The following is a 25,569-nucleotide window of genomic DNA, read 5'->3' on the forward strand; positions in this document are numbered from 1 at the left end:
GATCAGGCAACTTCTTCGTACCAAGGGCCGAATGGATCAGGCAGCAAACGCCAGCCCTCTACGCCCAACGCCATTTCCTCATCGGTCAGCAGGCAGGTGTCCAGTTCGGCGATGAGTTGCGTGAAGTCGATGTTCTGGCCGATGAACACCAGTTCCTGGCGACAATCCCCGCTATCGGCGGTCCAGTTTTTCATGATCCCGGCGGTACTTTCTTCGTCTTGCGGCCATTGGTTTTTCGGTACGAAACGCCACCAGCGTCCGGCAAAACCATAGCGCATCAATCCACCGGCCTGGGACCAGTTGCCGGCGTCCATGTGCTTGCTCGCCAGCCAGAAAAAGCCCTTTGAACGCAACAGCTTGCCGTTTTCCCAGGGGCCGTCGATGAAGTCGAAGAAACGCTGCGGATGGAACGGTCGACGTGCCCGGTAAGCGCTGGAAGCAATGCCGTATTCTTCGGTTTCCGGCACGTGTTCCCCGCGCAACTCCTGCAACCATCCCGGCGCCTGGGCAGCCTTTTCGAAGTCAAAACGACCGGTGTTGAGAATTTTATCCAAGGGGATTTCGCCCATCGTCATCGCAATGATTTCCGCCCGGGCGTTGAGCCGCTCGAGGATGGCGATCAATTCCTCCCGTTGGTGGCTGCTGATCAAGTCGATCTTGCTGAGCAAAATCACATCGGCGAACTCGACCTGCTCAATCAACAGATCGGTAATCGAACGTTCGTCTTCCTCCCCAAGTGTTTCTCCCCGGGAGGCCAGGCTTTCGGCAGCCTGGTAATCGAGCAGGAAGTTCATGCCGTCGACCACCGTGACCATGGTGTCGAGACGTGCGATGTCGTTGAGGCTCTGGCCGTTTTCATCGCGAAAGGTGAAGGTTTCCGCCACCGGCAGCGGTTCGGAAATGCCGGTGGATTCGATCAGCAGATAGTCGAAGCGGCCATCCCTGGCGAGCTGACTCACTTCCTCGAGCAAGTCTTCACGTAACGTACAGCAAATACACCCGTTACTCATTTCCACCAACCGCTCTTCAGCCCGATTAAGGCTGACATCACGCTGGACTTCGGTGCCATCGACGTTGATTTCGCTCATATCGTTGACGATGACTGCAACCCGCAGACCATCGCGATTACGTAGTATGTAATTAAGAAGTGTACTTTTTCCGGCGCCAAGAAAGCCGGAGAGAACGGTCACGGGGAGTCGGTTGGACATCTGCATATTCCTCACAGGGATGCCCGGTCGCTGTATCGGGCTCACACAATGTTATACTGTAACAATACAAATATACCATCCCCTCTTGCCCGGCCGGGTAACCTGGGTTGGCTACAACCAGCGCGTCGGCTGGACCACGATCAACCGGTTTTCCAGCTCCGGTGGCAGCAGCGCGAAGTTCACCTGCAACCGGATCACTGGCTGTTAGGCCTGCCCGTTTTTCAATGAAGACCCATCCGTGAAAAAAGCATCGTCGACTTTATTGTTATACTATAACATGACAAATCAACTCCCACGATGGACCTGCTCATGAATGCGCTGACTCTGCCGGATATCGCCGCGCAGGCCTCACGCCAAGCCCTGCCACTGGAGTGGGTGGGCATGTGCGGCATTGCTCTTCCCGTTTTGTTTGATGGCCAACGCCTGAATGCAAAGGCTGATGCCGGCGTGAGCCTCGACGATGGCAATGCGCGCGGCATTCACATGTCACGGCTCTATCTGGCGCTTGAATTGCTGGAGCAGGAAAGCCTTTCACCGGCTTTATTGCGACAGGTTTTGCAGCGTTTTCTTGAGAGTCATGAAGGCCTGTCCAGTAGTGCGCACTTAACTATTCACGCCAATGTACTGCTGAAAAGACGGGCGTTGATTAGTCCATTGGCAGGCTGGAAAAGCTATCCGGTGAGCATCGAAGCGCGTTTGAAAAACACGATGTTCCACGTGGAACTAAAAATCGACGTGCCTTATTCCTCAACCTGTCCGTGCTCCGCGGCCCTTTCTCGACAGTTGATACAGCAGCAATTCGTCGATGATTTCGCCAACAAGTCACTGCAACACGCTGACGTTTTAGCGTGGCTGGGCTCCACGAACGGCATTGTCGCCACACCTCACAGCCAGCGCAGCAGCGCAAAGTTGCGCGTACGGTTGGCTGATTTCCTGGATAACCTGCCTCTGATCGCCATCATCAACGACGCCGAAGCCGCACTCGGCACAGCCGTTCAAACAGCGGTAAAACGCGCCGACGAACAGGCCTTCGCCTTGGCCAATGGTCAGAACCTGATGTTCTGCGAGGACGCCGCGCGCCGTTTGAATCTGGCCCTGAAACGTTCCACAGGCATCAATGCCTTCCACATTCGTGTGATCCACGCAGAAAGCCTGCACGCCCACGACGCCGTTGCCGAGACCCGTTTCAACTGGGGACAACCTCAATAACCTGTACAACGCATTGAGCAAACCATGATCCGCAAGAATCCATCCGGAGATTTACCGCTGATTGCCGAGTCTGCTTACGTCGACAAGACGGCAATCATTTGCGGCAAAGTGGTGATCGGCGAGAACGTGTTCGTCGGTCCCTACGCCGTGATCCGCGCTGACGAAGTCGACGAATCGGGCGACATGCAGCCGATCACCATCGGCGCCAACTCGAACATCCAGGACGGCGTGGTGATCCACTCCAAATCCGGCGCGGCAGTGACCATTGGCGAATTCAGTTCCATCGCCCACCGCTCGATCGTGCATGGCCCCTGCACCGTGGGTAATCGGGTGTTCATCGGCTTCAACAGCGTGCTGTTCAACTGCGTGGTCGGTGACGGTTGCGTGGTACGACACAACTCGGTGGTCGACGGGCGTGACCTGCCTGAAGCCTTCTACGTGCCCTCCACCATGCGGATCGGCCCCAACACCGATCTCTCGCAATTCCCGCCGGTAAGCGTCAGTGCTTCGGAGTTTTCCGAAGACGTGGCGCGCACCAACGTCGACCTGGTGCGCGGCTACAAAGCCCTGCAAAACGAGTTCTGACCATGAGCAGCGTGCTGATTGGCAATGCCTGGCTGGTGAATGCGCCGATACAAACTGCCTGGTAAGACAAAGGTCTTAATGACAGCGGCAAGGAATTAGCACTAGGTTTATCCGATAACGCTCGCTAGCAGTACCTGAGTACGCCGACCATGATCCAGATCACTCTGCCCGATGGTTCATTGCGTGAATTCGACCAACCGCTGTCCGTGCACGAGTTGGCCGCCAGCATCAGCCCCGGACTGGCCAGCGCGGCCGTAGCGGGCCGGGTCGATGGTGTATTGGTGGACTGCGAATACATGATCGAAGCGGATGCCCGGGTCAGCATTGTCACCCCCCGCGAGCCGGACGGACTGGAGATCCTGCGCCGCTCCTGTGCATTGATGCTGGCCATGGCGGTCAAGCAACTCCACCCGCATGCACAAATGCGCGCGGGCAGGGAGTTGGGTGATGGCTTCTTTTACGAATTTGTCGTCGAGCGACCGCTGACTCCGGCAGACCTGCCCCTCATCGAAGCGCGCATGCAGTCACTGGCAGCTACCAATCACTCGATCCGCCGTCGGCCACCGCGCGAAGAGGCGTCGATGTACCGTCTGGGGGACACCGAATACCAGAGCCATGGACCGCACGTCCCCACCACCAAAGTCTTGCAGGCGTTCGCCCTCGATCACATCAGCGGCACGTTGCAACAACGGATCTACGGCACATGCTGGTCCAGCCATCAGGAGCTGCAGCACTGGAGCCTTCCACCCCATGTGGTCGTCGTCAGCATGGACGACCGCCAGGCGACTTATGCACAAACGGTGACCGAATCCTTGCGCCAAAGGGGTGTGCGCGCAAGGGCCGACCTGCGCAACGAAAAAATCCGTTTCAAGATTCGCCAGCACAGCCGGACCGTGCCGTACCTGGTGGTGGTCGGCGAAAAAGAACAGGCCGGGGGGTTTGTCAGTGTGCGCAGCCGCACGGGGGAGGATTTTGGCCGGATGGCTGTCGAGGCGGCGTGTGAGTGGTTGAGCCAGCCGGGGATCCAGGGAGACTGGATGGACGCCTTCGCGAGCAAGCCCGCTCCCACACTGGATTTGTGAACGACACAGATCCAGTGTGGAAGCGGGCTTGCTCGCGAAGCTCTTAAGCTCTCGGCTTCACCGTGCCGCAATCCTGCCCCAACCAGACAGCGCGGGATTCAAGGCTGCCCTTCTGTTGAATGCCGGTGGCGTTGAACGTCCCGTTGACCTTGGTGGTGAATTCGCGGTCGCTGAGGAATGTCGCCACGCCTGCGCCCTGGGCTCTCGGGCAGCTGAAGCGGAATTTCCACTGATTGCCTGAGCGGTCGGTGATTTCCTGCTTGCAGCCCGACTGCGGATCGGTCAGCGGAATGTCATCGGTCTTGACCTGCTCAGGCGTCAGGCACGCCCGGATCCCTTTGCCCCCCATGGTGATCCCCTGCTTTTCCAGCTGCGCACGCTGCTCAGGGGTCATCTGGCTCTGGAGCTGACCGAGGATCAATTGCAGGTCCGGCATATTCTGCTCATCGACCTTCATGTTGCTCGTGGTCAGCTCCCACAATCCCGGTTGCAGCATTTGCGCGTGAGCCGCCACAGGAAGTGCCAAACCCAGTGCCATGGCCAAACTCAGCAGACGAACGTTCATCGAGTAACTCCTGATCAGTAGTGGCCGTTAGACGTCAGCCGCAGGCTTCGGTTCAGGGGCCAATTAATTAGCGACATTCTGCACGGAACATGGTCTGTTAAGCACTGAATCTTCAGGAGCAAGGCAGCCCCCATGGATTATTTCGGACCGCATATTTTCGGTTATACCATCGCCCTGCTGCACACGCTGGGCATGATCGCGGCCATCCACGCCGTGTTGACCGTCCGTACCGCCCAAGGCTCGATCGCCTGGGCCCTGTCGCTGTTTTTCATCCCATACCTCACGCTGATCCCGTATCTGATGTTCGGCCGCAGCACCTTTGATGGCTACATCAAGGCGCGGCGGCAGGCCAACGAGGAGATGCGCAAGGCTGTTTCCGAACTCAACTGGCGACCCTGGGTAGAAGAAGCCCTCACCGCCCGCGCCTCTTCTGCCTACGCCTCACTCAGAGCGATGCCCAAGCTCGGAAACATGCCCTGCCTGGCCAATAACCAGACGCGGCTGCTGATCAACGGCCAGTCGACGTTCGAGGCCATTTTCGATGCCATCAGCCAGGCGAAAGAGGCCGTGCTGATCCAGTTTTTCATCGTCCACGACGACCGCCTCGGCCAACGCCTGCAATCTTTGCTGTTGAAAAAAGCCGCCGAAGGCGTGGCGATCTATCTGTTGTATGACCGAATCGGCAGCCATTCCCTACCCAACGGCTACGTGCAGGCCTTGCGTGATGGCGGGGTCGAGGTCAAGGCTTTTGGCCCCCGTAGTGGCTGGTTCAATCGCTTTCAGGTGAACTTCCGCAACCATCGCAAGATCGTGGTGGTGGACGGTATTCTCGGCTTCGTTGGCGGGCACAACGTCGGTGATGAATACATGGGCGAGAAACCGCCCCTGGCCCCTTGGCGCGATACCCACGTGCAAGTGCGCGGGCCAGTGGTGGCGTGCATGCAGGAGTCTTTCGCTGAAGACTGGTTCTGGGTGGCTCATGCCCTGCCGCCACTGATCCTGCCCGAGGTTTATCCGGAAGACGGCGTACTGTGCCAGTTGCTTGCCAGTGGGCCGGCAGACGCCTACGAAACCTGTTCTCTGTTCTTTGTCGAAGCGATCCATGCGGCGACGGAACGGATCTGGATCACCAGCCCGTATTTCATCCCCGATGAAGCCGTGTTCGCAGCGTTGCGCCTGGCGGTCCTGCGGGGTGTGGATGTGCGGCTGCTGTTGCCGTCTCGACCCGACCATCGAATCGTCTACGCCGCCTCCAGCCTCTACGCCTTCGAAGCCGTGCGCGCCGGTGTGCGGGTGTTCCGTTACGAGCCCGGATTCCTGCACCAGAAAGTGGTGTTGATCGACCGAGAAATCAGCGCCATCGGCAGCGCCAACCTGGACAACCGTTCGTTCCGGCTGAATTTCGAAGTAATGTTGCTGACCGTCGACAGTGCCTTTGCCGCCGAGGTGGAACAGATGCTCAATGATGACTTCGCCAACGCCCACGAAATCGCCAAAGGAGAAGGCCGGGAGACCCACCGCCTGCAGCAGCTCGGCATGCGGGTCGCCCGGCTGATTTCGCCGATTCTTTAAAGGTAGATATCGTCCCGGGTCCATGGCAGTTCATGACTGCCATCGGCGTGGGTCTTCACGGCGAGAATCTGGTGCAGGTTGATCCAGCCGCGGGCGAACGCGTAGGCGCAACCAGCCAGGTACAACCGCCAGATGCGCAGGGCTTGTTCCGGTACCAGTTTGGAAGCCGCTTCGAGATTGTCTTCGAGGCGTTCGCTCCAGTGATCAAGTGTGCGGGCGTAGTGCAGGCGCAAGCTTTCGACGTCGACGATTTCCAGCCCGGCCTCACTGATCTGCGCAGAGATCATCGACAGGTGCGGCAACTCGCCGTTGGGGAACACATATTTCCCGATGAAATCACCGGCACCGCGCCCCACCGGACGGCCATCGGTGTACTTGGCGGTGATCCCGTGGTTCATCACCAGTCCACCCTCTTTCACCGCGCCGAACAAGGTATTGCAGTACTCGGCAAGATTGGCGTGGCCGACATGCTCAAACATGCCGACGCTGACCACTTTGTCGAAACGGCCATCCTGCGGCAGATCTCGATAGTCGAGCAGTTGCAGTTCCACCAGATCTTCCAGGCCCTCCGCCTTTACGCGCTCCCGGGCCAGGGTCAACTGCTCCTTGCTGAGGGTGATACCGAACACTTTCGCGCCAAACTCTCGCGCAGCAAAACGCGCTAATCCGCCCCAACCACACCCCACATCCAGCAGGTATTCGCCGGGTTGCAGGCGCAGCTTGCGACACAAATGACGGAACTTGGCTTGTTGGGCCTGCTCGAGGCTTTCGCTGCCGGTCTCGAAGTACGCGCAGGAATACGCCATGTCGCTGTCGAGCCACAGCTGATAGAACGCGTTGGAAAGGTCGTAGTGGTAGGAGATCGCCTTGGCGTCTGTATCTTTGTCGTGAATGCTACGAACAGGCTGATTGTCATCGTCTTCGTCCAGCAACGCCTGGCTCCATTGATCACAGACGCGGATCACATCGCTGATGGAGCCTTCGAGCTCCAGTTTGCCTTCGACAAAAGCAGCGCCGAGGGCATCCAGGCTTGGATGGGTAAACTGGGAGACCATTTGTGGGTCCTTGACCACAATCGTGACGCTGGGCGTCGGCCCCAGATTGAATTCATGGCCGTCCCAGAGTCTCAGGCGAAGCGGTAACTGCAGATTCTGTAAGGCCGGTGGAAGTTGCGCGAGCATGGAGAATCCCCCTTGTTTCAGACGTCTGATCAGAGGGTAGACCATCCTTGAAAAATAGCTGGCTATCGAATTAATCGCCGTTTTCAATGATTCGCGACGCCAGAACCGACCGCCGCGAACGCACAAAATGATGTGCCCTCACTTCCAATGACTACACACCACGCCCACAGTTCTAAAAATTTGAAGACGCGTAATCACCCGGTTTAGAGCATTCGCTTTCAGACTTCGGCCTTGAGTTTGAGTAAGGGCTCCTGAAATCGCAGCAATCGACCGGCATTGCCCAGCACCAACAACGTGCTGAAGTTATGCAGCAACGCCGCAATCATCGCCCCGGCAGCGCCGAGCCAGCCGAACGCGGCGAAGGCCACGATGGCCAGGGTCCAGCCCAGCCCGATGATCACATTGACCTGCAATGTCTGGCGGCACTGGCGACTCAGGCGTACGCAGGTGCCGAGGCGACGCAGGTCACTGCCAATAAGCACGATGTCAGCCGATGCCAAGGCGATGTCTGCACCGCCCGCCCCCATGGCTACACCGACCACACCCACCTTGAGGGCCAGTGAATCATTGATGCCATCGCCGACCACCATCGGCCGAAAGCCGCTGTCGATTTCCTTGAGCACGCGATTGAGTTTGTCTTCGGGCAGGGCTTGCGCTTCGACTTCGCTAATTCCGACATCCCGGGCGAGCGTTTGCGCAACGCTATGGCGGTCTCCCGTGAGCAACAACTGACGACCCAGACCCAGTTCACGCAACTCACCCAAGGCAAATTGCGCCTCGGGTTTGACACTGTCGGCCAGCAACAGCCAGGCAAGAAACTCCCCATTGAGCGCCAGCCCGGCAATCGGACCATCGTGATCGGGAACCGCCGTTGTACTGATGCCCAGTTGCGCAAACAACTCCGGCCGGCCGAGCGCCGCTTCGCCCTGCCCGGTCATCGCCACCACACCAAGGCCCTGGCGCTCATTAATGTCGGTCAGCAGCAGAAAATCTTCCTGGGCCACCAACCCCGCGAGGGCGCGGCTGACCGGATGACTGCTGGCCGAGCCGAGGCTCGCCGCCAGCGTCAGCACATGGCTGCGATCCTCCAGCGGGCTGTCGATGGATTGCAGACGCAAGGTGCCGAAGGTCAGCGTCCCGGTCTTGTCGACCACCAGCGAGGTCAGGTCCGCCAACTCTTCGAGGAATGCGGAACTGCGGATCAGAATCCCGTGGCGTGCCGCCACCGCCACACCCGCAATTGCCGTGGCCGGCGCCGACAACACCAGCGCACAAGGACAGGCCGCCACCAACACCGCGAGCATCGCCTGGGCGTTGTTGGTGATGAACCAGGTCACGGCCGCCAGCAGCAACACCAGCACCATGTAGCTGCCGGCGTAGCGCTCCAGCAAGCGGGTAATGGGCGGCTTCGAACGCTCGGCGTTTTGCATCAGGGCAATCACTTTGCCGAGGGTCGACTCATGGCCGGTGCGGGTCACTTCGATTCGCAGCAGACCATCGAGGTTGATCGCACCACCGAACACCGACATGCCGACACCGGCCTCCATCGGTATCGATTCGCCGGTTATGGAGGCGGTGTCCAGACTGGCCTGGCCGAATAACACACGGCCATCCGCCGGTACCCGGTCCCCGGCGCGCACCTCGACCCGATCGCCCGCCTTGAGCGTGCCGTTGTCGACTTCGATGATGGAGCCGTCCGCCTGAATCTTGCGTGCGTGGCTGCGGGTCAGTTTGCCGAGGGCGTGAATCGCCTCCTGGGAGCCGATCACGCTGCGCTCCTCCAGCACGTGGCCGAAGATCATGATGATCGGCAACAGGGCTGCCGTCAGCAGATCCCCGGTGGCCCAGGCACCCAGCATGGCCAGGGCAATCAATTGATCAGTGATGCCGTGCAGGCTTGGATAACGCAGGCTGTACCAGGCCGAGCGCATGACCGGTACAGCAACCAGTAACGAAGCCAATCCCAGCAGCAACTGACTGACACCGGCCTGCTCCGGCGCCAGCCAACGCCAGATCAGGCCCAGCGCAAGCAAGCCCAATGCGAGCATGGCCAGGGTCAACTGGCGCGCGGCGCGGCGCTGTTCAGCCGAAGACAACAGGCTCGGTGCAGCGGCGGTTTGAGCGGTCATTGTGCAGCTCCCTGAATGATCAGGCGTGAATCGTCTTTGGGATCGACCGTAGTGACCGAACCTGCCTGGCCGAAAATTTTCGGCATGCGCTCACGATAAATGCGCAGCAACATCTGTGGGTCGATACCTTGCTGCTCGGCCTTGGCCAGGCTCAACACGGTGGCCGTATCGGCAGACGCTTTGGCCAACCGTTCACTCGCCTGGGCATGGGCCACTTGCAGCGTACGGTCGGCTTGCTCGTTGGCGGTTTGCGTCAACTTCTCGGCTTCGGTGCGGGCATTGGCAACGGCCTTGTCGGCTTGCTGGCTGGCGGTCAGTACCGCGTTGAATGCGTTAACTGCAGGACTCGGCAAACTAGATTGCACATCGACCCGCGCCACTTCGATGCCCAAGCCTTGCCCTGTTGCTGTGAGTTCGGCCAGCCGTTGATTGATGCCCTGCACCAGATCACCACGCAAGCGCTCACGCCGCTCCGCCGCCAGGCTATCGGCGCCGATCAGTTCCGGACGAGCGACCAGAATGGTGTCCAGATCACGTGCGGCCGTGAGCGCTAGCGCGCTGCGGGTCACCAGCCGATCCAGAGCCGGCAACACATGTTCGCCCTGAAGCACAAACGCATAGGGCTCGGTGACCTTGTAGAAAACCCGCACATCGAGTTGCACCACGCCGGCGTCACCCGTTAACAGATAACCGGAGCCTGCGAGGGCATCGCTGATGGGCGTGGCAACACTTGCCACGCGATCAGCCTGCGTCGCGGCATCACTACGCAACAGGCTTTCCACTCGACGCTCGATCACCCGATCCGCCGCCGGCAACAAAATCACCTGCTCGAAGGGTTGCGGCCAAGCCAGAAGCAGCCCGGCACTCTGAATGCGATCCAGCGCGCCAAAATGCAAAACCACGGCGCGATTTTGTGGATCGATCTGCCGCACATTGGAAAACGCCCACGCCAATGCCGCCAACACCGTCACCGCATACAGCGCAATAAACGCCAGACGCCCGGCCTGAATCCAGGGGCTGCTCAACTCATTTGTTCCACGTGGAACCAAACTCATGGCTGCGATCCAGGCTTGTTGTCGAGGCTCGGCGGACCGTCAACCAGCACCCGGAACGGTGCGGCATCGGTACGCAGAATCAGCTTGGTGCCCGGGGTCACCACAGTGCCCAAGGTGTCGAGCGAACGCAGCAGGTTGTAAAGCTGCGGCGACGCCGCATAGGCGCGACCATAAATCTGCGCCGCTTCGACGCGTGATTGCGCTTCGATATCTGCCGCTTTCACTGTGGCATCAGCCTGCACAATTCGCGCATCACGTTCGGCGGCAGAACGAATTTGTGCGGCTTCACGCTTGCCGATGGCCGTACGTTCGGTGGCAATGGTTTCACGCTCGGCGCGCATCCGGTCGACGGTCGCGGTGAGCGTTACCGAAGGCAGCGTCAGTCGTTCGATGCCGACCTGCAACACGCGCACGCCATAAGTGCTGAGCAACTGCTGATCGATTTGCTTGCGCAGTTGCGCTTCGAAATCGGCGATGCGTACCTGGCTGGAATCGGTATTGACCAGGTTCGACAGATCAAAACTGCTGGCGGTGGTCTCCAGCGCGGAGCCGACAAAGGTACGAATCTGCCGCGCAGCCTCATCAGGCTGGTTCTGCACTGCACGCATGAAGCGTTGCACATTGCCCGGATCGCCCTGCACCTGCCACGCCACGTAGGCCTGGACGATGATGCGCAAACCGTCCCGGGTGCCGACATCCTGCAAACCGCTGGACGTGGTGCGCAGCCGCAGATCCACCGGGATCGCCGCCTCGAACGGTGCCGGCCAGCGCCAGCCCAGCCCCGGCTCCAGCAAGACCCGTGAAGGATTGCCGAAGCGCGTGATCACCGTAGCCTCCCCCGAACGCACCTGCACCAGGCTCGCGGCGGCGACGGCAAACGCCACCAGCAATGCCGCCCAGCCCATGCGGCGCCACGGGAATGGACCGGCCTCCTGCGGATCGCCGTGGTGATGATGGTGATGGCCGTGATGGTGGTGCCCGCCATGGCCGTGATCGTGGCCACTGTGGTCAGCGTGATCGTGCGTATGGGACTGGCTCAATTGGCAGCTCCTGGCTGAACGGTTTTACGCGACGGCGCAGGATCAACCGGCAGCGTGAAAGTACGGAGGTCGATGATCGGCGCATTGCTGCTGCCGCCCAGACGATGATCGAGCACCAGCAATCTGGCGTTGGCCAAACCCTGGGACAACTGACTGAAATACTGCTCCAGCACGAAGGCCTGGCCAGCGCTGGCATAGGCTTTCTGCTCGGCGTTGAATTTCAGGTCCGCAGCCTGGGCGCCAGCATTGATTTCACGGGCGCTGGCCGTCGCCTGATCGCGGGCGATGCTGGCCTGCAACTGCGCCTGGTGAGTGGCTTCGGCGGCGGCACCGCGCTCACGGGCAATCAAGGCTTGCGCCCCAATCTGCGCCGCTTGCACGCCGTGATAGGCGTTGGCGGCACCGGCCGGCGGGTGAATCGCCTCGACCACCGTGGCGAGAATTTCCACACCGCTGTCGAGTTTTTTCAGGTCCGCCTGAACGGCGCGGCCGATTTCTTCCGCCAGCCCTACCCTGTCCTCACCCAATAAACCGTCGAGAGTGCGCGAGGCAAAATCGTGAACCAGGATTCGGCTGGCCGTGCTGCGAATCAACATCGGCACATCGGCACTGTTATAGGTCGCGGCCAATGCCGCCTCATCGCTCAGACCAATGCGATAGACGAAGCGCACATCCATGTTGACGATCTGAAAGCTCTGCTTGTCGGCTCGGCTGCTGGCGATCACCTGGGATTTATCGTTCACATGACTGGCGTCCCAGAGGCGATTGGCAATTGCAGGGGCCGGGCCTTCGGCAGGGTCTGCCTGAGCAGGGGTCGTAGTTTCGCCAACACTGGTGGCCAACTCGTGAACCACGCCATTCTCGACGCTCAATACCCGGCCTAATGGCCAAGGCAGGCCTAGATGCAAACCCGGGCCAAACACTTCCACCGGCTTGCCGAATCGTTCATAGATACCGCGCCCTTGCAGCGCAATTTCGTGAATGCCTGTCAGCGACCAGCCAACCAGCGTAACCACCCCCAAAACCGGCATGAACGCCCGACGCATGTAAGTGAAGGCCCAGATCTGCCGCAGATCTATACCGAAGCGGCTGTGTAATTCGTGCTGCAACGCCAGCAACGGCTGTGGTGGCCAGCGCAGCATGTCGGCGACAAAGCTGCGCGCCAGTAACTCCGGCTCAAGGCGTTCGCGGCGGGGACTGAACAATGACAACACCGCACGCAGCAACTGCTCTGCCGCCACCAACCCCGGCAGGAGTCCGGACAACACCGCCAGGCGTACGGGCCATATCGACGACTCATCGGCAAACAACAGACAAAACGCAGCGAGTAGCAGGCTGATGATCGGCACACGGGTCAATTGCGCCAACGCGGCGGCCTCAGGCCATTGCGCGGTGTTTTCTTGCGCCAGATGACGCTCCATCACCAACAGGCCGAAGGCCAACAGCAATGAGCACGCCGCCCCGACAGTGGCCGCCAGCCCCAACCCTGCGGGGGGTAACGAAAGGTCCCAGGCCTGTTCGACACCCAACACCGCCAACAACGCCCAACCGCCAAGCCACAGCGTCGGCGCGCCAATTTGCCCGAGCAGGTTGTGCGATTGCCGACTGATCCGGTCCAGCAAACGTTCATACCAGCCCAAAGGCTCGGCAGATTCCTCGACAACCACCGCCGGCGCCACGGGATTCATGGCACGGGCACGCCATTGGGCAACCCACCCGGCCGATTGCAAACCCGCCATGAGCACCACAAACGCAGCGCTCAAATTCAGCAACAACGCGGACCACAACATTTTCGAGGCGAACAGCCCGGCAAAAAACGCCAGCAACGCACCCACGGTGGCGAGTACGCCCGCACCGATGGCGAACTGGCGCAAACGCCGCCCTTGAATGAACGCCTGCTGAAAGCGCGGCAACTCGGCCAGCGGCGTTTCATCAACATCGAGATCGACTTGCATACCACCCCAGAGTGTCTTCGCTAACATGGCAATTCGTTACGATATAACGGAAATGGTGAAATTTCCGTATTCAAGCGCGCTATCTAAAGATGCCCAAGCTGTCGCTTGGCTGAAACCTTGACCGAAATGCTGCAGAACGCACATATTACGTTCGTAATTTTATCCAGGAACTACTTTTACCCATCCCTTCCCCTTTCGATCCAGGAGTACATCCATGAGCACTTATGACGTCGTGATACTCGGCGGTGGCCCCGGCGGTTACAACGCGGCGATCCGCGCCGGACAACTGGGTCTGAAGGCGGCCTGCGTGGAAGGGCGCGCCACACTCGGCGGCACCTGCCTGAATGTCGGCTGCATGCCATCCAAGGCATTGCTGCATGCCTCCGAACTGTACGACGCGGCCATGGGCGCGGAGTTCGCCAACCTGGGGATCGACGTCAAGCCCAGCCTCAACCTCGCCCAGATGATGAAGCAAAAGGATGAAAGCGTTACCGGGCTGACCAAGGGCATCGAGTTTCTTTTCCGCAAGAACAAAGTCGACTGGATCAAGGGCTGGGGCCACATCGACGGGCCGGGCAAAGTCACGGTGACCGACAGCGCCGGCGGCAAGACCGAACTGAGCGCCAGGGACATCATCATCGCCACCGGTTCCGAACCCACTCCCCTGCCCGGCGTGGACATCGATAACAAGCGCATCCTCGACTCCACCGGCGCCCTGTCACTGACCGAGGTGCCCAAACATCTGGTGGTGATCGGCGCCGGTGTGATCGGCCTGGAGCTGGGATCGGTATGGCGACGCCTGGGGGCACAGGTGACGGTGGTCGAGTTCCTTGACCGGATCTGCCCCGGCGTGGACATCGAAGCCGGTAAAACCCTGCAACGCTCCCTGAGCAAACAAGGCTTGAGCTTCAAGCTGAGTTCGAAAGTGACCAGCGCCACCACCTCCGCCACCGGTGTACAGCTCAGCATCGAGCCTGCCGCAGGCGGCACTGCCGAGTTGCTGGAAGCGGATTACGTATTGGTGGCCATCGGGCGCCGACCTTATACACAGGGCCTGGGCCTGGAGAACGTCGGCCTCGCCACGGACAAGCGCGGCATGCTCGCCAACAAGGGGCATCGCACCGAAGCCGCCGGAGTCTGGGTGATTGGTGACGTGACCTCCGGCCCCATGCTCGCGCACAAGGCCGAGGACGAAGCCATGGCCTGTGTCGAACAGATCGTCGGCAAGGCTGGTGAGGTCAACTACAACCTGATTCCCAGCGTGGTCTACACCAGGCCGGAGCTGGCCAGCGTCGGCAAGACCGAGGAGCAGCTCAAGGCCGAAGGCCGTGCGTACAAGGTGGGCAAGTTTCCGTTCACCGCCAACAGCCGGGCGAAGATCAACCACGAGACCGAAGGCTTTGCCAAAGTGCTGGCCGATGAGCGCACGGACGAAATCCTCGGCGTGCATCTGGTTGGCCCGAGTGTCAGTGAAATGATTGGCGAGTATTGCGTGGCCATGGAATTCAGCGCCTCGGCCGAAGACATCGCCTTGACCTGCCACCCACACCCGACCCGCTCCGAGGCGTTGCGCCAGGCGGCGATGAATGTGGAGGGGATGGCGACTCAGATGTAAGGCTTGAAGCGTTGCAGTGACTGATCCATAGCATTCGCGAGCAGGCTCGCTCCCACAAGGATTGCACTGTACTTGTGGGAGCGAGCCTGCTCGCGATAGCGGTGCATGCGGTCTAAAGCGGCAAATGCTCCAACGGCAACGCCCCCGGCGCCTTCACCGTATGAATCGCAAAATTGCTGCGGATGTCGCTCACACCCGGCAGTTTCAACAAACGCCCGGTGAGAAACCGGTCATAGGCACGCAAATCCGGCACCACCACCTGCAGCAGAAAATCCGACTCCCCTGATACCAGGAACGCCGAAATCACTTCGGGCAATGCCGTCACCGCCAGGCGAAAGGCTTCGGCCTGTTCGTCGTTATGGCGCTCGACCTTGACCCCGACAAACACCGTCAGCCCCAACCCCACTTCGTCGCGATCCAGATTGGCCTGGTAGCCGCGAATCACCCCCGCCTCTTCAAGCATCCGTACCCGGCGCAAGCACGGTGATGCCGACAGGCCGATCTCGTCTGCCAGTTGCACATTGCTCAGGCGGCCATCCCGTTGCAGTGCGGCGAGAATCTTGCGGTCGTAGGCGTCAAGTTTCATGGTTTGGCAGATTCCGATAGTTAACTCGAAAAGAAGTGGCAGATTATGCCAATAAAGCCCCCGATAGAAGCTGAAAACGCAAGCACCTGCCCTGCCCTCCGGCCCTAGACTGGCACTACCGAATCGACAACGAATGGGGGTGCAACGTGGACGGACTCTGGATGTTTTTCATGGCGCTGGCGGTGGTCTATCTGTTGCCGGGGCCTGACATGATCCTGCTGTTGCAGACAGGTGCCCGCCAGGGCAAAGGCGCCGCGCTGGCCACCGCCGTGGGTTTGGGCATCGCCCGGGGTTGTCATGTGGGATTGGCGGCGCTGGGGCTGGCGGCGCTGTTCAAGGCGGCGCCCTGGACCTTCGATGTGGTGCGCCTGGCAGGCGCCGCGTACCTGCTGTGGATCGGCATTCAGTGCCTGCGGACGACGATGCTGCCGAACCTCGGAAGCGCCGACACAACCGGCGAAAAAACGCGCTGGAGCATCGCCATCCGGCGCGGATTGCTGACCAACCTGCTCAACCCCAAGGCACTGTTGTTCTGCTCGGTGCTGCTGCCGCAATTCATCAACCCACAGGCCGGGCCGGTGCTCGGACAATTTGCGACCTTGGGTGTGGTGCTGGTCGGTGTCGGTCTGCTGTTCGACAGCGCTTACGCCCTGATCGGCGCGGCACTCGGCCGCTGGCTGCAACGCAGCCCTTCAGCCCAGCGCCTGCAACAATGGTTGTTCGGCAGCCTGTTGATCGGTTTCGCCGTGCGGCTGACCTTTGTGCAACAGGCTTGAACCTCACGGCGCCTTGCGGCGGCGACGCTTGAACAGCAACAGCGCGGCTGCCGCGAACGCCAGTACACTACCGACCTGCAACGGCGTCTTGTACGGGCGCAAGGCCGAACGCGCTGCGTCGGTGACTTGAGTCACGTAGCGCTTGTCGGCGTTCTCGAAATCGGGGTACGGGCACTGGTGGCCGAAATCGGCGGCCCACTCCACGTAAGGCCCTTCTTTGACATAACGCTGATAAATCGCGCTTTGCTCCTCGAGGCTGCTGTTCCACCCCGAGGCCTCGCACAGCACCGCCGCAAACGCCTGACTGGTATGAGGCAGGTTATCCGCTGCCCTGCTCGCCAGCGCCGTGGCCACGAAGCGATAGTGATAACGCTGATCGGGCTGGGCGGCGCTGGCCTGCTGACGCTTCACTTCGTCCTCGGCCATCAATGGACCGACCTTGAGTTCGGCGTTTTCAAGGATGTAATTGCCGCCGAACGTGGCGTAATCCGGCGCCATTTCGTAGCCCAGAATATCCATGCCCCACTCACGCGCCGTCCAGGCGGCATTGAACAGTGCAGCGGCGCGACGGGTCGGCCACCAGGCTGAATCTGCCGCCTGGCGTTGCTCGCCGTACAACCTGGCCTTGTGCCGCAAGCCGTCATTATCGAAGTACGCCGGCGCTTGCTCGTAATGGCCTTCGCGCAACAAACGCCGCCCCAGCAGATTGCGCAGGCTCGCCGCTACGGGTAAGGGCACGTAATTGTCGCGTTCCTGCTGGCTGAGCGGTTGCGGGGCCGGCACTTGTGTGTCGACGTAGTGCTTGAGTTCTTCGAGGGTCAACACGCGTTCGGCAACGGTGGCGGCGTCGAACCAGTAAATGCTTTGGCTGCGATACAGCTGATCGAAGGCTTGCAGGTAATCCCCGCGTTGCAGGGCGAGGATCGCACTTTCACCCTCGACCCGGCATTTGGGCTGGAGCGTTTCATAATCGTAGTCCGGGGTCCGTCGCTCGCCCCAGGATTCATTCTGCGGGAAGGCCTGGGCCGCCTTGGCATAGGCTGCGGCGGCCGCGGTTTTGTCGCCGTCGCGCACCGCCAGTTTTGCCCGCAGCCACCAGGCCAACCCGCCATCGCCGGCATGCTCGAGGAACGCCTTGGCGCTGGCGTAATCGCCCTGTTGATAATTCATTGCCGCCAGGCGGTCGGCGTTTTCGAGACTGCCGCGCGTGCTGTTTTGCAACAGCTTGATCATTTTCTGTTCGTTCGGTGGTTGCTCGCCAAACGACCAGCCCAAGCGGCTGATCAAGGACGCGGTCACCAACTGCTGCACGGGCTGGCCCTTGAGCAACTCGGCCACTTGATCCTCCGGCAGCGTCATCAGGTCCGCCATCAACAGCTTCAACGAGGAATAGCCCACCGCGGAACCGTGCAGATTCTGCGTGGCGTACAGTTCGATAGCACGATTCCAGTCGCCGGCAGCACGCACGACCCGGGCTTCTTCGCCGAGGCTCGCGACGCCCAGTTCCAGCGGATCGCTGAAGCCGTCGATGCTCATCTGCCGGGTTTGCTCGAAGGCCTTGGCCGATTGTTCAAGCAGATCCGGCGCCGCATTGGCTTCGGCACTCATGGCGAACAACGCGCGCCCCAGCGAGTAAGCCGCCCAGGTGCTGCGCGAAGCCCGTTGCTCGGCGGGCAAGGCCAGCACTTTCTTGAAATACCCGGCGGCCAAGGCATTATCACCCGCGCCAAATGCCACAGCGCCGGCCAGGTACCACCTGAGCTCGGGCGGCAGTTGCGCGCCTTCGGTTTCAACCTGACGGGCATCCGTCAGGCTGCGCAGGTGTTTCACCAGCACTTGTTGCTCAGCAGAAAGTCCCGCCTGCTCGGCCTGATCCCGTAGCGCTACTGCGTCAGGTTGATCGCTATAGTCGGCGCCAGAGGTGACGTTCTTCAAGCCGTTGATGGCGTGGCCGAGGCGGCTGATTTCAAAGCTGAAGTTGCCTTCGGGCAGTTCCGCCAGCGACTGGCCACGGTTATCCAGCAGGCGCATGGGGAAGTCCGGGCCGCAGGCCAGCGCCGAGCCCAGCGGCAGGCTGAGGCTCAGGCAAAGCAAATGACGCGGCCAGTTACGGGTGAACATTCGAACCTCCTTGATCAATGTGTGCGCAGCGAGCCCAACCGATGGCACGCTGTCCGCCGGCCGGAATTCGGCCATCGCGCAGGCGGGTGAAGGTAAGCAGATCGGGACGCTGTTGCAACGCGTAACCGGCCAAGGCATCGGCCCCTTCACAGCCGCTGACCGCGAGTGTCAGGCGTTCGGGCCAGGCGCTGTCGAGGTTGCCCTGGTTGCTGATGCCGATGTCATAGAGGCCATTGTCGGCCGAGAGTTGCAGCGTCAACCGACTGTCGAGGACATCGGCACGCGCCACGGCGCGCAAGGTGGTCAAGCTCCAGGCCCGGCGGTCGTTGGCCAGTGGCAGGCGAAACCAGATCAAGCCCGCCAGATGCTCGGGTGGATCGGCACGCAGTTCGGTGCCGAGGGTGCGCAGCGAATGCGGATCGGCGAGTAATTCCCGACGCAGGCCTTCGCGCTCCAGCGTCACTTCGCTTTCCACAACCGGTGCGCCGTCCGTCGACGGCAGCAACGCCACGCCATAAGCCGGCAGCGCCAGATAGAAAGGTTTTGTCGTGACGCGGCTCCAGGCCTTCGCCCATTGCCGGGCCTGATCGGCATCAAACAAGCCACGACGCGGATCGCTCACCGCGTGCACCTGCAACACGCTGCTGTCGACTGTGGATAACAACGCTGGCAGTTCGCGACTGTCGAGCCAGGACGGCAACGCCGTGATGCTCAGCGGCAGCGAAGTCGGCAATGCTTCACGCAAATGCGCGAGAAATTTGCGGTACGCCGGTAGCCGGGCATTACCGGCATCGTGGTCGATTTCTACGCCGGCGAGGTTCAACCCTTGCCCCTGCCAATCGCTGATGACCTGGCGGATCTGCGCGGCGACCTCTTCCTGATCGAGTGCCTTGAGCTGCCCGTCCAGGCGCACCACCGCAATCACCGGCCGGCCATCGTGCCTGAGCAATACCGGATCAATACGGGCACGGCTCCAACCGGCATTGGGGAAAGCCTGCAAGGCCAACACCCGCAACGTTGAAAAGTCAGCGCGGCTGTCCCTGAGGGCAGCGTCGTGGGCCGGCGTCCACTGCCGCTGCCAGACGTAGAGTTGCTGATCCAGCGGCGGTGCGTCGTGCCTTTCGCATCCGGCGGTCAGCACCAGCGCCAGCAGCAAGGCGATCGAGCGAGTGATAAAAACCATTGAAACGCCTGTTCCTGAAATGCAGAAAGGGCCGCAAACCTTGTGGGAGCGGGCTTGCTCGCGAAGGCAGTGTGTCAGCAATGTTGATATTGACTGACACGACGCGTTCGCGAGCAAGCCCGCTCCCACAAGGTCAGGGGCTTGACCGAATGGCCTTAGCCTCTGCGGCCCTTTTTCGTTCTGCCCCTACCCTACTCAGCCATCGACCTGCGGGCAATGTTCAGCGGTAATCTTCCTTCAGATATCGAGCACCAACGGCTGCGCCCCCTGCGCCGGAATCGCACAGCAAATCAACACCTGTCCGTCATCCGGAACCTCCGCTGGCGGCAGTGGGTAATGCACCTGACCGCTGACCAGGCGCGTCTTGCAGGTACCACAGGAGCCGCCGCGACAACTGAATTCCGGGCGCAGGCCACGGCTTTCCGCCAACTCCAGCAAACTGCCGCCCTCCGGCTGCCAGCGCGCTTCCTTGGCCGAGCGCTGGAACACCACGGGCACCGACGTGGTGGCGGCAGGTGGTTGCTCAATGACCACCGCGTCGGGGTCCGGACGTCGGCGCAAGGTGGACGGGCCAAAGGTTTCGGCGTGAATCCGCGAGTCGCGGATGTCCAGCTCGCGCAAGCCGTCGTACAGCGCCTGGGTAAAACTTCCGGGGCCACAGACGACAAAGTCCGGCTGATCGTAGTCCTCGACTGTCAGCAGCTCCTTGAGCAGCGCGACGTCGATCCGTCCACTGAGGTCGAAGTCCGCGCCTTGCACCGCCTCGGCTTCCGGTTGGCTGAGCAGACGCACCACCCGCACCGCGTCACCGGCGTCTTCGAGCAAGCGATCCAGTTCGCGGCGAAACGGCTGGTCGGCCAGCGTGCGCGAACTCTGGATAAACCACGTCGGGCGGATACGGCGGGTGCGCAATCCCTGGTAAACCACCTCGCGCAGCATCGACAACAGCGGCGTGATGCCTACCCCGGCCGCCAGCAACACCAATGGCCGACGCTCATGGGACGCCACGGTGAAATGCCCTTGCGGCGCCCGCGCCTCCAACAGGTCGCCGACCCGAATCCGCTCATGCAAATGGGTAGAGACCCGCCCGTCGCGCTTTACGCTGATGCGGAAAAAATCATCGGACGGGGCGCTCGATAAACTGTACGTGCGGATGTGCACTTCACCGTCAATGTTCAAGCGCAGGGGCAAATGCTGCCCGGCCTGGAAAAGCGGTAATCCGGCTCCGTCGGCGGGCTCCAGGTAAATCGAGCGAATGCTGTGGCTTTGTTCTTCAATGCGCGTCACCCGCAACGGCCGCCATTGATCGCCCAGGGCTTTGGCCTGCAAACGCGCCGCAGCCTGCTCCCAGCTGCCGGTGAGCAAACTGGTGGGTGATACGCCGTCGAAGCGCCAGCGTAACGCCAGGGCGGCGGGGCGACGTACGACGTGTTCGACATCGATTGTCCACAGGCGCTCGGCTCCCTGGAACGCCTCGACCTGCGGGCCCTCAAGGATGATTTCGGTACGCCCGCTGAGCTGCAGCAAATCACCGGTATTGAAATCGATGAACAACAACCCGGCCCGGGGATTGAGCAGCAGGTTACCCAAGGTGTTGAAATGCAGATTGCCGGCGAAGTCCGGAATGGTCAGGCGATTGCCTTCCACGTGTACGAAACCGGTCTGACCGCCACGGTGCGATACATCCACCGAGCGCTCGCCGTCGACCTCCACATAACTGGCAACGAAGAACGTGTCCGCCTCGGCGATCATGGCCTTGGCCGCTTCATCCAGTTCGTTGAAATGTTGCGCGACTCGCGTCGAAGGGTCGGCCAGCGGCACCGAACGAAACTGGCGCAACTGAATATACTGCGGGCAATTGCCGAAGGACTGATCCACCGTCACCGCGAAACCGCCGGTCGTCATGGCGCGCACATGTCCATTGATGCGGTTGCGACGACGGGTATGCAACTCGATACCCAACAGGCCGATGGCCGCGCCATCAATCAACTGAGCGGGATCATCAAAGGCAGGCAGGCTGCTGAACTGCAACAAGCCAGGTGCTGGCGAGTGTGCGAATCCGGGCTGGCCTTCAAGGATGCTGGCCCAGGGATGACCGTCGGCATCTACCGCTCCGTACAACATGAACGGCAATTGCTGATAGAAGGTGCGGTGCTGGTCCGGCATCTCGCTGCGAATCACCTTACGACCGAAAACTTCCATTCGTTCGGCAACGCCTACATGCGCCTGCAATTGTTTCTCGCCGGAATGCCAGGGTGAACGGTCCATACGGCTTCTCCCTTGCGCCACTGGCGCAGGTCGGGGCGGCCCGGCAACACCGGGCCGCGAGCATCAGGCAGTTTTTTGCAGGCCAGCGACGGTACGCGGCATGCCGACAAAACCTGGCAAGGCTTCGATACGGGCCAGCCACGCGCGAATATTGGGGTACTCGTCCAGCGACACATTGCCCTCCGGCGCATGGGCGATGTAGCTGTAGGCGGCGACGTCGGCAATCGTCGGTTCGGTGCCGACCAGATACGCTGTATCGGCCAGTTCGTGATCGATCACTTTGAGCACGGTATGGGCGTAGGCAATCACTTCTTCAGCGTTGTAAGGCGCACCAAATACAGTGATCAATCTGGCCCGGGCCGGACCGAAGGCAATCGGGCCAGCAGCCACCGACAACCAGCGCTGGACTTTGGCCGCCCCCACCGGATCAGCCGGCAACCAACGGCCGTTGCCGTACTTTTGCGCCAGGTACACCAGAATCGCGTTGGAATCGGCCAATACCACACCCTCGTCATCAATCACCGGCACCTGACCGAATGCATTGAGCGCCAGGAACGCCGGTTGCTTGTGTTCGCCCTTGGCAAGGTCAACGAAGATCAATTCGGTCGGCAATTTCAGCAGGGACAGCATCAACTCGACACGATGCGCGTGGCCGGAACGTGGGAAGTTGTAGAGTTTGATCGCTTGCATGGTCGACACCTCGGGTCTGTGGTGCTGCTCAGGAAGATCAGCGCCGGTGGGTCGTATCTTCCACTCACAAGCAAAACAACAGAATCACCAGCAAACGCAATCCATTATTTCACTGGGTGAAATAAATCAACGCTCGAGCGCCGGATGCTCGCGCAGGATCTTGACCGCGAAATCCACAAAACTGCGCACCCGGGCCGGGGCTTTGCGCCCGCCTTGATAGAGCACGTGGATGGGTAATGGCGGCAGTTCGAAGTCAGCCAGAACAATCTCCAACTCACCGGCGGCCACCTTGCTCGCCACTTGATAAGACAGCACCCGCGTGAATCCCAACCCCAGACTGGCTGCCGTGATGGCCGCCTGATTCGCCGTCACCACCAGTCGCGGTTCAGCCCGCACACTCAGGGTTTCGCCGTCTTCAATGAATGGCCAACTCCTGAGCTGGCCAATGGCCGATGTCGCAATGATCGGCGCCTGAGCCAGTTCCTGTGGATGTCTGGGCCGACCATGGCTGGCCAGAAACTGAGGCGAGGCGCAGATCACCCGCCGCACCTCACCCACGCGGATTGCATGCTGATTGCTGTCGGGTAGCTCGCCGATACGGATGGCCACATCGACGCCCTCCTCGACCACGCTCACCACCCGGTCCACCAGCAGCGCGTTGATGCAGACCTCGGGGAACTGCGTCAGGTAGCTCACCATCAGCGGCGTGACAAACAGTTCGCCAAACAAGACCGGTGCGGTGATGGTCAGTTGCCCACGAGGATGGATATGGCTGCCCGCTGCCGAGTCCTCCGCTTCCTGCACCTCGGCGAGAATTCTCCGACAGTCCTCCAGATATCGCTGACCGGCCTCACTCAAATACACGCTGCGCGTCGTACGCGTGAGCAGTTGTGTGCCAATACGTTGCTCCAGCGCCGCCACTGCTCGGGTGACACTGGCCGCCGACAGACCCAAACGCCGTGCCGCCGCCGAAAAACCCTGTTCCTGGGCGACGGCAGCGAAGACCTGCATTTCCTGGAAGCGGTCCATGGGCATGTCCTCATTTCAGATAGATAAATCGCAACCGAAGGCCGGGATGTTAAGCGCGGCTGCCCAACAACTAAATCAACGGGCTACTGCACTCTAGCGCCTCCACCGTAAAAACGAAGCGTGGCCCCCCAAAGAGCGGACCGGGGATTATTGATAATTAATGAGGGTTATTTTCTTGCGACGGGTGCGACTGTCCGCAATGATCCGGCCCCGCCCGCTGAAGCGGCTAATGCCAGACCGGGAAAAAGCGCCTTTGGCTCCACGCCCCACTCGCTTGCGGCATGGGTTCGTCAGCGGACTATATCCACAGCGGCAGAATTGCAGCCTGAGTAATCAGGCGGAATATTCGTCTGCTCCTATACTACAAGCCACCCTGTTACCTATTGAGATTTAGTAGGTACCTCGTTGAATTTTCCCTACATGAAAGAAGGCGTTAGTTGTTAACGCATGGATGACGGTTTATCGATCCTGCTTTCAAGATTCACCGTAGGGAAGAGTTGAACTTCAACGGCCCGGCTAACCTGTGTGACACCGCAAGGAGTTCGACAATGTTGCGCACTAACATTTCCGCTAGAGCACTGTCCGGTGGTTTGCTCGATGTACTGATACGCGCCGGGCTCATCACGGTGCTGGTACTGTTCTGCTTCCAGATCTTCCACCCCTTCCTCAACCTCATGCTCTGGGCACTGATTCTGGCGATCACCCTGTACCCCCTGCATGCGCTGATCAAGCGCAAGCTGGTCAACAAGGACGGTCGTGCCGCCACTCTGATCGTGGTGGTCGCCCTGGCCTTGCTGATGGTGCCGATCTACCTGCTGGGCACCTCGATCAGTGAATCGATCCAGGGCACCCTGGCGATCCTCAAGTCCGATACGCTGCATATTCCGCTACCCAGCGAAAAAATCGCGTCCCTGCCGCTTATTGGCCAGCCGCTCTACGACTACTGGATGCAGGCCGCCACCAACATGAGCAGCGTGTTCATGAAGCTGATGCCCTACATCAAGTCCATCGGCCTGACCTTGTTGGGCAAAATGGCCGACGTTGGTGTGGGTTTTCTGTTGTTCATCGGCGCCCTGATCATTGCCGGCGTGTTCATGGCCTATGGCGAAAACGGCGAAAGAAGCGCCCTGGCCATCGCCTCGCGTCTTTCCGGACCGGAGCGTGGCCCACGCATCACCGAGCTCTGCACCGCAACCATCCGTGCGGTAGCCCAGGGCGTGGTAGGCATCGCGTTCATTCAGATGTTGCTGGTCGGCGTGGGTTTCGTGCTCATGGGCGTTCCCGGTGCCGGGCTGCTGGCGATGGTTGCGCTGCTGATGGGGATCATGCAATTGCCGGTGCTGCTGGTGACCCTTCCGGTGATCGCTTATGTCTTCGCCACCGAAGGGACGAGCCTGGCCACTGTTGTGTTTGGCATCTATAGCCTTATCGCCGGGATGGCCGACAACGTCCTCAAACCCTTGATGCTTGGCCGCGGCGTCGATGTCCCCATGCCGGTGATTCTGATTGGCGCCCTGGGCGGCATGGTCAGTGGTGGTTTCATTGGTTTGTTCATCGGCCCGGTTGCGCTGGCGGTGGGCTACCAGCTCTTCTGGCAATGGGTCCAGGACCAACCGTCTGCCGAACTACTGAACGAAACACCAGAGATCGAGGCGTTGAACGAGACACCGCAAATCGGGACCATGAACGATCAGCGTCCCCTCTGAGGAGTTTGCGCTTG

Annotated in this window: 20 protein-coding genes and 1 pseudogene; 8 read left to right on the forward strand and 13 right to left on the reverse strand. The window is 60.6% G+C overall.

Annotated elements, in window-relative coordinates; all coding sequences use genetic code 11:
- Positions 1-2: 2 nt before the first annotated feature.
- Complete coding sequence (gene zigA / locus PPUTUW4_RS27370; RefSeq protein WP_015097419.1) at positions 3-1,208, reverse strand: zinc metallochaperone GTPase ZigA; 1,206 nt, start codon at positions 1,206-1,208, stop codon at positions 3-5.
- Positions 1,209-1,311: 103 nt separating this feature from the next.
- On the opposite strand from zigA, the pseudogene PPUTUW4_RS28560 reads away from it, so the two are divergent.
- The 4 genes and pseudogenes from PPUTUW4_RS28560 to PPUTUW4_RS27385 form a co-directional block, all read left to right on the forward strand.
- Positions 1,312-1,416: pseudogene (locus PPUTUW4_RS28560) on the forward strand (glutamine synthetase); the annotation flags it as partial.
- 101 nt (positions 1,417-1,517) lie between these two features.
- Positions 1,518-2,417, forward strand: a complete 900-nt coding sequence (gene folE2 / locus PPUTUW4_RS27375; RefSeq protein ID WP_015097420.1) for a GTP cyclohydrolase FolE2 — start codon at positions 1,518-1,520, stop codon at positions 2,415-2,417.
- A 24-nt stretch (positions 2,418-2,441) separates the two neighbouring features.
- Positions 2,442-3,002 (forward strand): carbonic anhydrase, encoded by a 561-nt coding sequence (locus tag PPUTUW4_RS27380; protein ID WP_015097421.1) that lies wholly within the window; start codon positions 2,442-2,444, stop codon positions 3,000-3,002.
- A gap of 149 nt (positions 3,003-3,151) precedes the next feature.
- Positions 3,152-4,084 (forward strand): His/Gly/Thr/Pro-type tRNA ligase C-terminal domain-containing protein, encoded by a 933-nt coding sequence (locus tag PPUTUW4_RS27385; protein WP_015097422.1) that lies wholly within the window; start codon positions 3,152-3,154, stop codon positions 4,082-4,084.
- A 43-nt stretch (positions 4,085-4,127) separates the two neighbouring features.
- Here the strand turns inward: PPUTUW4_RS27385 and PPUTUW4_RS27390 are convergent, their stop codons facing one another.
- Positions 4,128-4,649, reverse strand: a complete 522-nt coding sequence (locus PPUTUW4_RS27390) for a DUF3617 domain-containing protein (protein ID WP_015097423.1) — start codon at positions 4,647-4,649, stop codon at positions 4,128-4,130.
- Positions 4,650-4,781: 132 nt separating this feature from the next.
- Here PPUTUW4_RS27390 and cls point away from each other — a divergent pair, with 132 nt between their 5' ends.
- Positions 4,782-6,221, forward strand: coding sequence for a cardiolipin synthase (gene cls / locus PPUTUW4_RS27395; RefSeq protein WP_015097424.1), 1,440 nt, complete (start codon positions 4,782-4,784; stop codon positions 6,219-6,221).
- Here the strand turns inward: cls and cfaB are convergent.
- The 5 genes from cfaB to PPUTUW4_RS27420 all read right to left on the reverse strand — a co-directional run bounded on the left by cfaB (position 6,218) and on the right by PPUTUW4_RS27420 (position 13,581).
- On the reverse strand, positions 6,218-7,402 hold the full coding sequence (gene cfaB, locus PPUTUW4_RS27400; protein WP_015097425.1) for a C17 cyclopropane fatty acid synthase CfaB: 1,185 nt from the start codon (positions 7,400-7,402) through the stop codon (positions 6,218-6,220). The two genes, cls and cfaB, sit on opposite strands and share 4 nt — an antisense overlap.
- Before the next feature lie 218 nt (positions 7,403-7,620).
- Entirely contained in the window at positions 7,621-9,531 is a 1,911-nt protein-coding gene (locus PPUTUW4_RS27405; protein WP_015097426.1) for a cation-translocating P-type ATPase, read from the reverse strand.
- On the reverse strand, positions 9,528-10,586 hold the full coding sequence (locus PPUTUW4_RS27410) for a protease modulator HflK (protein ID WP_015097427.1): 1,059 nt from the start codon (positions 10,584-10,586) through the stop codon (positions 9,528-9,530). The genes PPUTUW4_RS27405 and PPUTUW4_RS27410 overlap by 4 nt, the downstream gene beginning before the upstream one ends.
- Entirely contained in the window at positions 10,583-11,626 is a 1,044-nt protein-coding gene (locus PPUTUW4_RS27415; RefSeq protein WP_015097428.1) for a protease modulator HflC, read from the reverse strand. The genes PPUTUW4_RS27410 and PPUTUW4_RS27415 overlap by 4 nt, the downstream gene beginning before the upstream one ends.
- Positions 11,623-13,581, reverse strand: coding sequence for a protease modulator HflK (locus tag PPUTUW4_RS27420; RefSeq protein WP_015097429.1), 1,959 nt, complete (start codon positions 13,579-13,581; stop codon positions 11,623-11,625). Before PPUTUW4_RS27420 ends, PPUTUW4_RS27415 begins: the two co-directional genes overlap by 4 nt.
- 214 nt (positions 13,582-13,795) lie before the next feature.
- On the opposite strand from PPUTUW4_RS27420, the gene lpdA reads away from it, so the two are divergent.
- Positions 13,796-15,196 (forward strand): dihydrolipoyl dehydrogenase, encoded by a 1,401-nt coding sequence (gene lpdA / locus PPUTUW4_RS27425; protein ID WP_015097430.1) that lies wholly within the window; start codon positions 13,796-13,798, stop codon positions 15,194-15,196.
- A 112-nt stretch (positions 15,197-15,308) separates the two neighbouring features.
- Here lpdA and PPUTUW4_RS27430 read toward each other — a convergent pair whose 3' ends face one another.
- Complete coding sequence (locus PPUTUW4_RS27430) at positions 15,309-15,782, reverse strand: Lrp/AsnC family transcriptional regulator (protein WP_007969928.1); 474 nt, start codon at positions 15,780-15,782, stop codon at positions 15,309-15,311.
- A gap of 146 nt (positions 15,783-15,928) precedes the next feature.
- Here PPUTUW4_RS27430 and PPUTUW4_RS27435 point away from each other — a divergent pair, with 146 nt between their 5' ends.
- Entirely contained in the window at positions 15,929-16,558 is a 630-nt protein-coding gene (locus PPUTUW4_RS27435) for a LysE family translocator (protein WP_086780464.1), read from the forward strand.
- 3 nt (positions 16,559-16,561) lie between these two features.
- Here the strand turns inward: PPUTUW4_RS27435 and PPUTUW4_RS27440 are convergent, their stop codons facing one another.
- From PPUTUW4_RS27440 to PPUTUW4_RS27460, 5 genes are all read right to left on the reverse strand, one after another.
- Complete coding sequence (locus PPUTUW4_RS27440) at positions 16,562-18,679, reverse strand: hypothetical protein (RefSeq protein ID WP_015097432.1); 2,118 nt, start codon at positions 18,677-18,679, stop codon at positions 16,562-16,564.
- A complete protein-coding gene (locus PPUTUW4_RS27445; protein ID WP_015097433.1) occupies positions 18,666-19,862 on the reverse strand; it encodes a DUF3142 domain-containing protein in 1,197 nt (398 codons plus the stop codon). Before PPUTUW4_RS27445 ends, PPUTUW4_RS27440 begins: the two co-directional genes overlap by 14 nt.
- Positions 19,863-20,099: 237 nt before the next feature.
- Positions 20,100-22,130 carry a pyridoxamine 5'-phosphate oxidase family protein gene (locus PPUTUW4_RS27450; RefSeq protein WP_015097434.1) on the reverse strand — a complete coding sequence of 677 codons (2,031 nt, stop codon included), beginning with the start codon at positions 22,128-22,130 and terminating at the stop codon, positions 20,100-20,102.
- 63 nt (positions 22,131-22,193) lie between these two features.
- Positions 22,194-22,820 carry a glutathione S-transferase gene (locus PPUTUW4_RS27455; protein WP_015097435.1) on the reverse strand — a complete coding sequence of 209 codons (627 nt, stop codon included), beginning with the start codon at positions 22,818-22,820 and terminating at the stop codon, positions 22,194-22,196.
- Positions 22,821-22,946: 126 nt separating this feature from the next.
- Complete coding sequence (locus tag PPUTUW4_RS27460) at positions 22,947-23,849, reverse strand: LysR family transcriptional regulator (protein ID WP_015097436.1); 903 nt, start codon at positions 23,847-23,849, stop codon at positions 22,947-22,949.
- 548 nt (positions 23,850-24,397) lie between these two features.
- On the opposite strand from PPUTUW4_RS27460, the gene PPUTUW4_RS27465 reads away from it, so the two are divergent.
- A complete protein-coding gene (locus PPUTUW4_RS27465) occupies positions 24,398-25,555 on the forward strand; it encodes an AI-2E family transporter (RefSeq protein WP_015097437.1) in 1,158 nt (385 codons plus the stop codon).
- The last annotated feature ends 14 nt before the right edge of the window (positions 25,556-25,569 follow it).

This window comes from Pseudomonas sp. UW4 (assembly GCF_000316175.1).
GTDB lineage: Bacteria > Pseudomonadota > Gammaproteobacteria > Pseudomonadales > Pseudomonadaceae > Aquipseudomonas > Aquipseudomonas laurylsulfatiphila.

Excerpts from the sequence above, each read along its gene's own strand:
- zigA (WP_015097419.1), bottom strand. The coding sequence starts at position 1,208 with ATGTCCAACCGACTCCCCGTGACCGTTCTCTCCGGCTTTCTTGGCGCC.
- folE2 (WP_015097420.1), top strand. The coding sequence starts at position 1,518 with ATGAATGCGCTGACTCTGCCGGATATCGCCGCGCAGGCCTCACGCCAA.
- PPUTUW4_RS27380 (WP_015097421.1), top strand. The coding sequence starts at position 2,442 with ATGATCCGCAAGAATCCATCCGGAGATTTACCGCTGATTGCCGAGTCT.
- PPUTUW4_RS27385 (WP_015097422.1), top strand. The coding sequence starts at position 3,152 with ATGATCCAGATCACTCTGCCCGATGGTTCATTGCGTGAATTCGACCAA.
- PPUTUW4_RS27390 (WP_015097423.1), bottom strand. The coding sequence starts at position 4,649 with ATGAACGTTCGTCTGCTGAGTTTGGCCATGGCACTGGGTTTGGCACTT.
- cls (WP_015097424.1), top strand. The coding sequence starts at position 4,782 with ATGGATTATTTCGGACCGCATATTTTCGGTTATACCATCGCCCTGCTG.
- cfaB (WP_015097425.1), bottom strand. The coding sequence starts at position 7,402 with ATGCTCGCGCAACTTCCACCGGCCTTACAGAATCTGCAGTTACCGCTT.
- PPUTUW4_RS27405 (WP_015097426.1), bottom strand. The coding sequence starts at position 9,531 with ATGACCGCTCAAACCGCCGCTGCACCGAGCCTGTTGTCTTCGGCTGAA.
- PPUTUW4_RS27410 (WP_015097427.1), bottom strand. The coding sequence starts at position 10,586 with ATGAGTTTGGTTCCACGTGGAACAAATGAGTTGAGCAGCCCCTGGATT.
- PPUTUW4_RS27420 (WP_015097429.1), bottom strand. The coding sequence starts at position 13,581 with ATGCAAGTCGATCTCGATGTTGATGAAACGCCGCTGGCCGAGTTGCCG.
- lpdA (WP_015097430.1), top strand. The coding sequence starts at position 13,796 with ATGAGCACTTATGACGTCGTGATACTCGGCGGTGGCCCCGGCGGTTAC.
- PPUTUW4_RS27430 (WP_007969928.1), bottom strand. The coding sequence starts at position 15,782 with ATGAAACTTGACGCCTACGACCGCAAGATTCTCGCCGCACTGCAACGG.
- PPUTUW4_RS27440 (WP_015097432.1), bottom strand. The coding sequence starts at position 18,679 with ATGTTCACCCGTAACTGGCCGCGTCATTTGCTTTGCCTGAGCCTCAGC.
- PPUTUW4_RS27445 (WP_015097433.1), bottom strand. The coding sequence starts at position 19,862 with ATGGTTTTTATCACTCGCTCGATCGCCTTGCTGCTGGCGCTGGTGCTG.
- PPUTUW4_RS27450 (WP_015097434.1), bottom strand. The coding sequence starts at position 22,130 with ATGGACCGTTCACCCTGGCATTCCGGCGAGAAACAATTGCAGGCGCAT.
- PPUTUW4_RS27455 (WP_015097435.1), bottom strand. The coding sequence starts at position 22,820 with ATGCAAGCGATCAAACTCTACAACTTCCCACGTTCCGGCCACGCGCAT.
- PPUTUW4_RS27460 (WP_015097436.1), bottom strand. The coding sequence starts at position 23,849 with ATGGACCGCTTCCAGGAAATGCAGGTCTTCGCTGCCGTCGCCCAGGAA.
- PPUTUW4_RS27465 (WP_015097437.1), top strand. The coding sequence starts at position 24,398 with ATGTTGCGCACTAACATTTCCGCTAGAGCACTGTCCGGTGGTTTGCTC.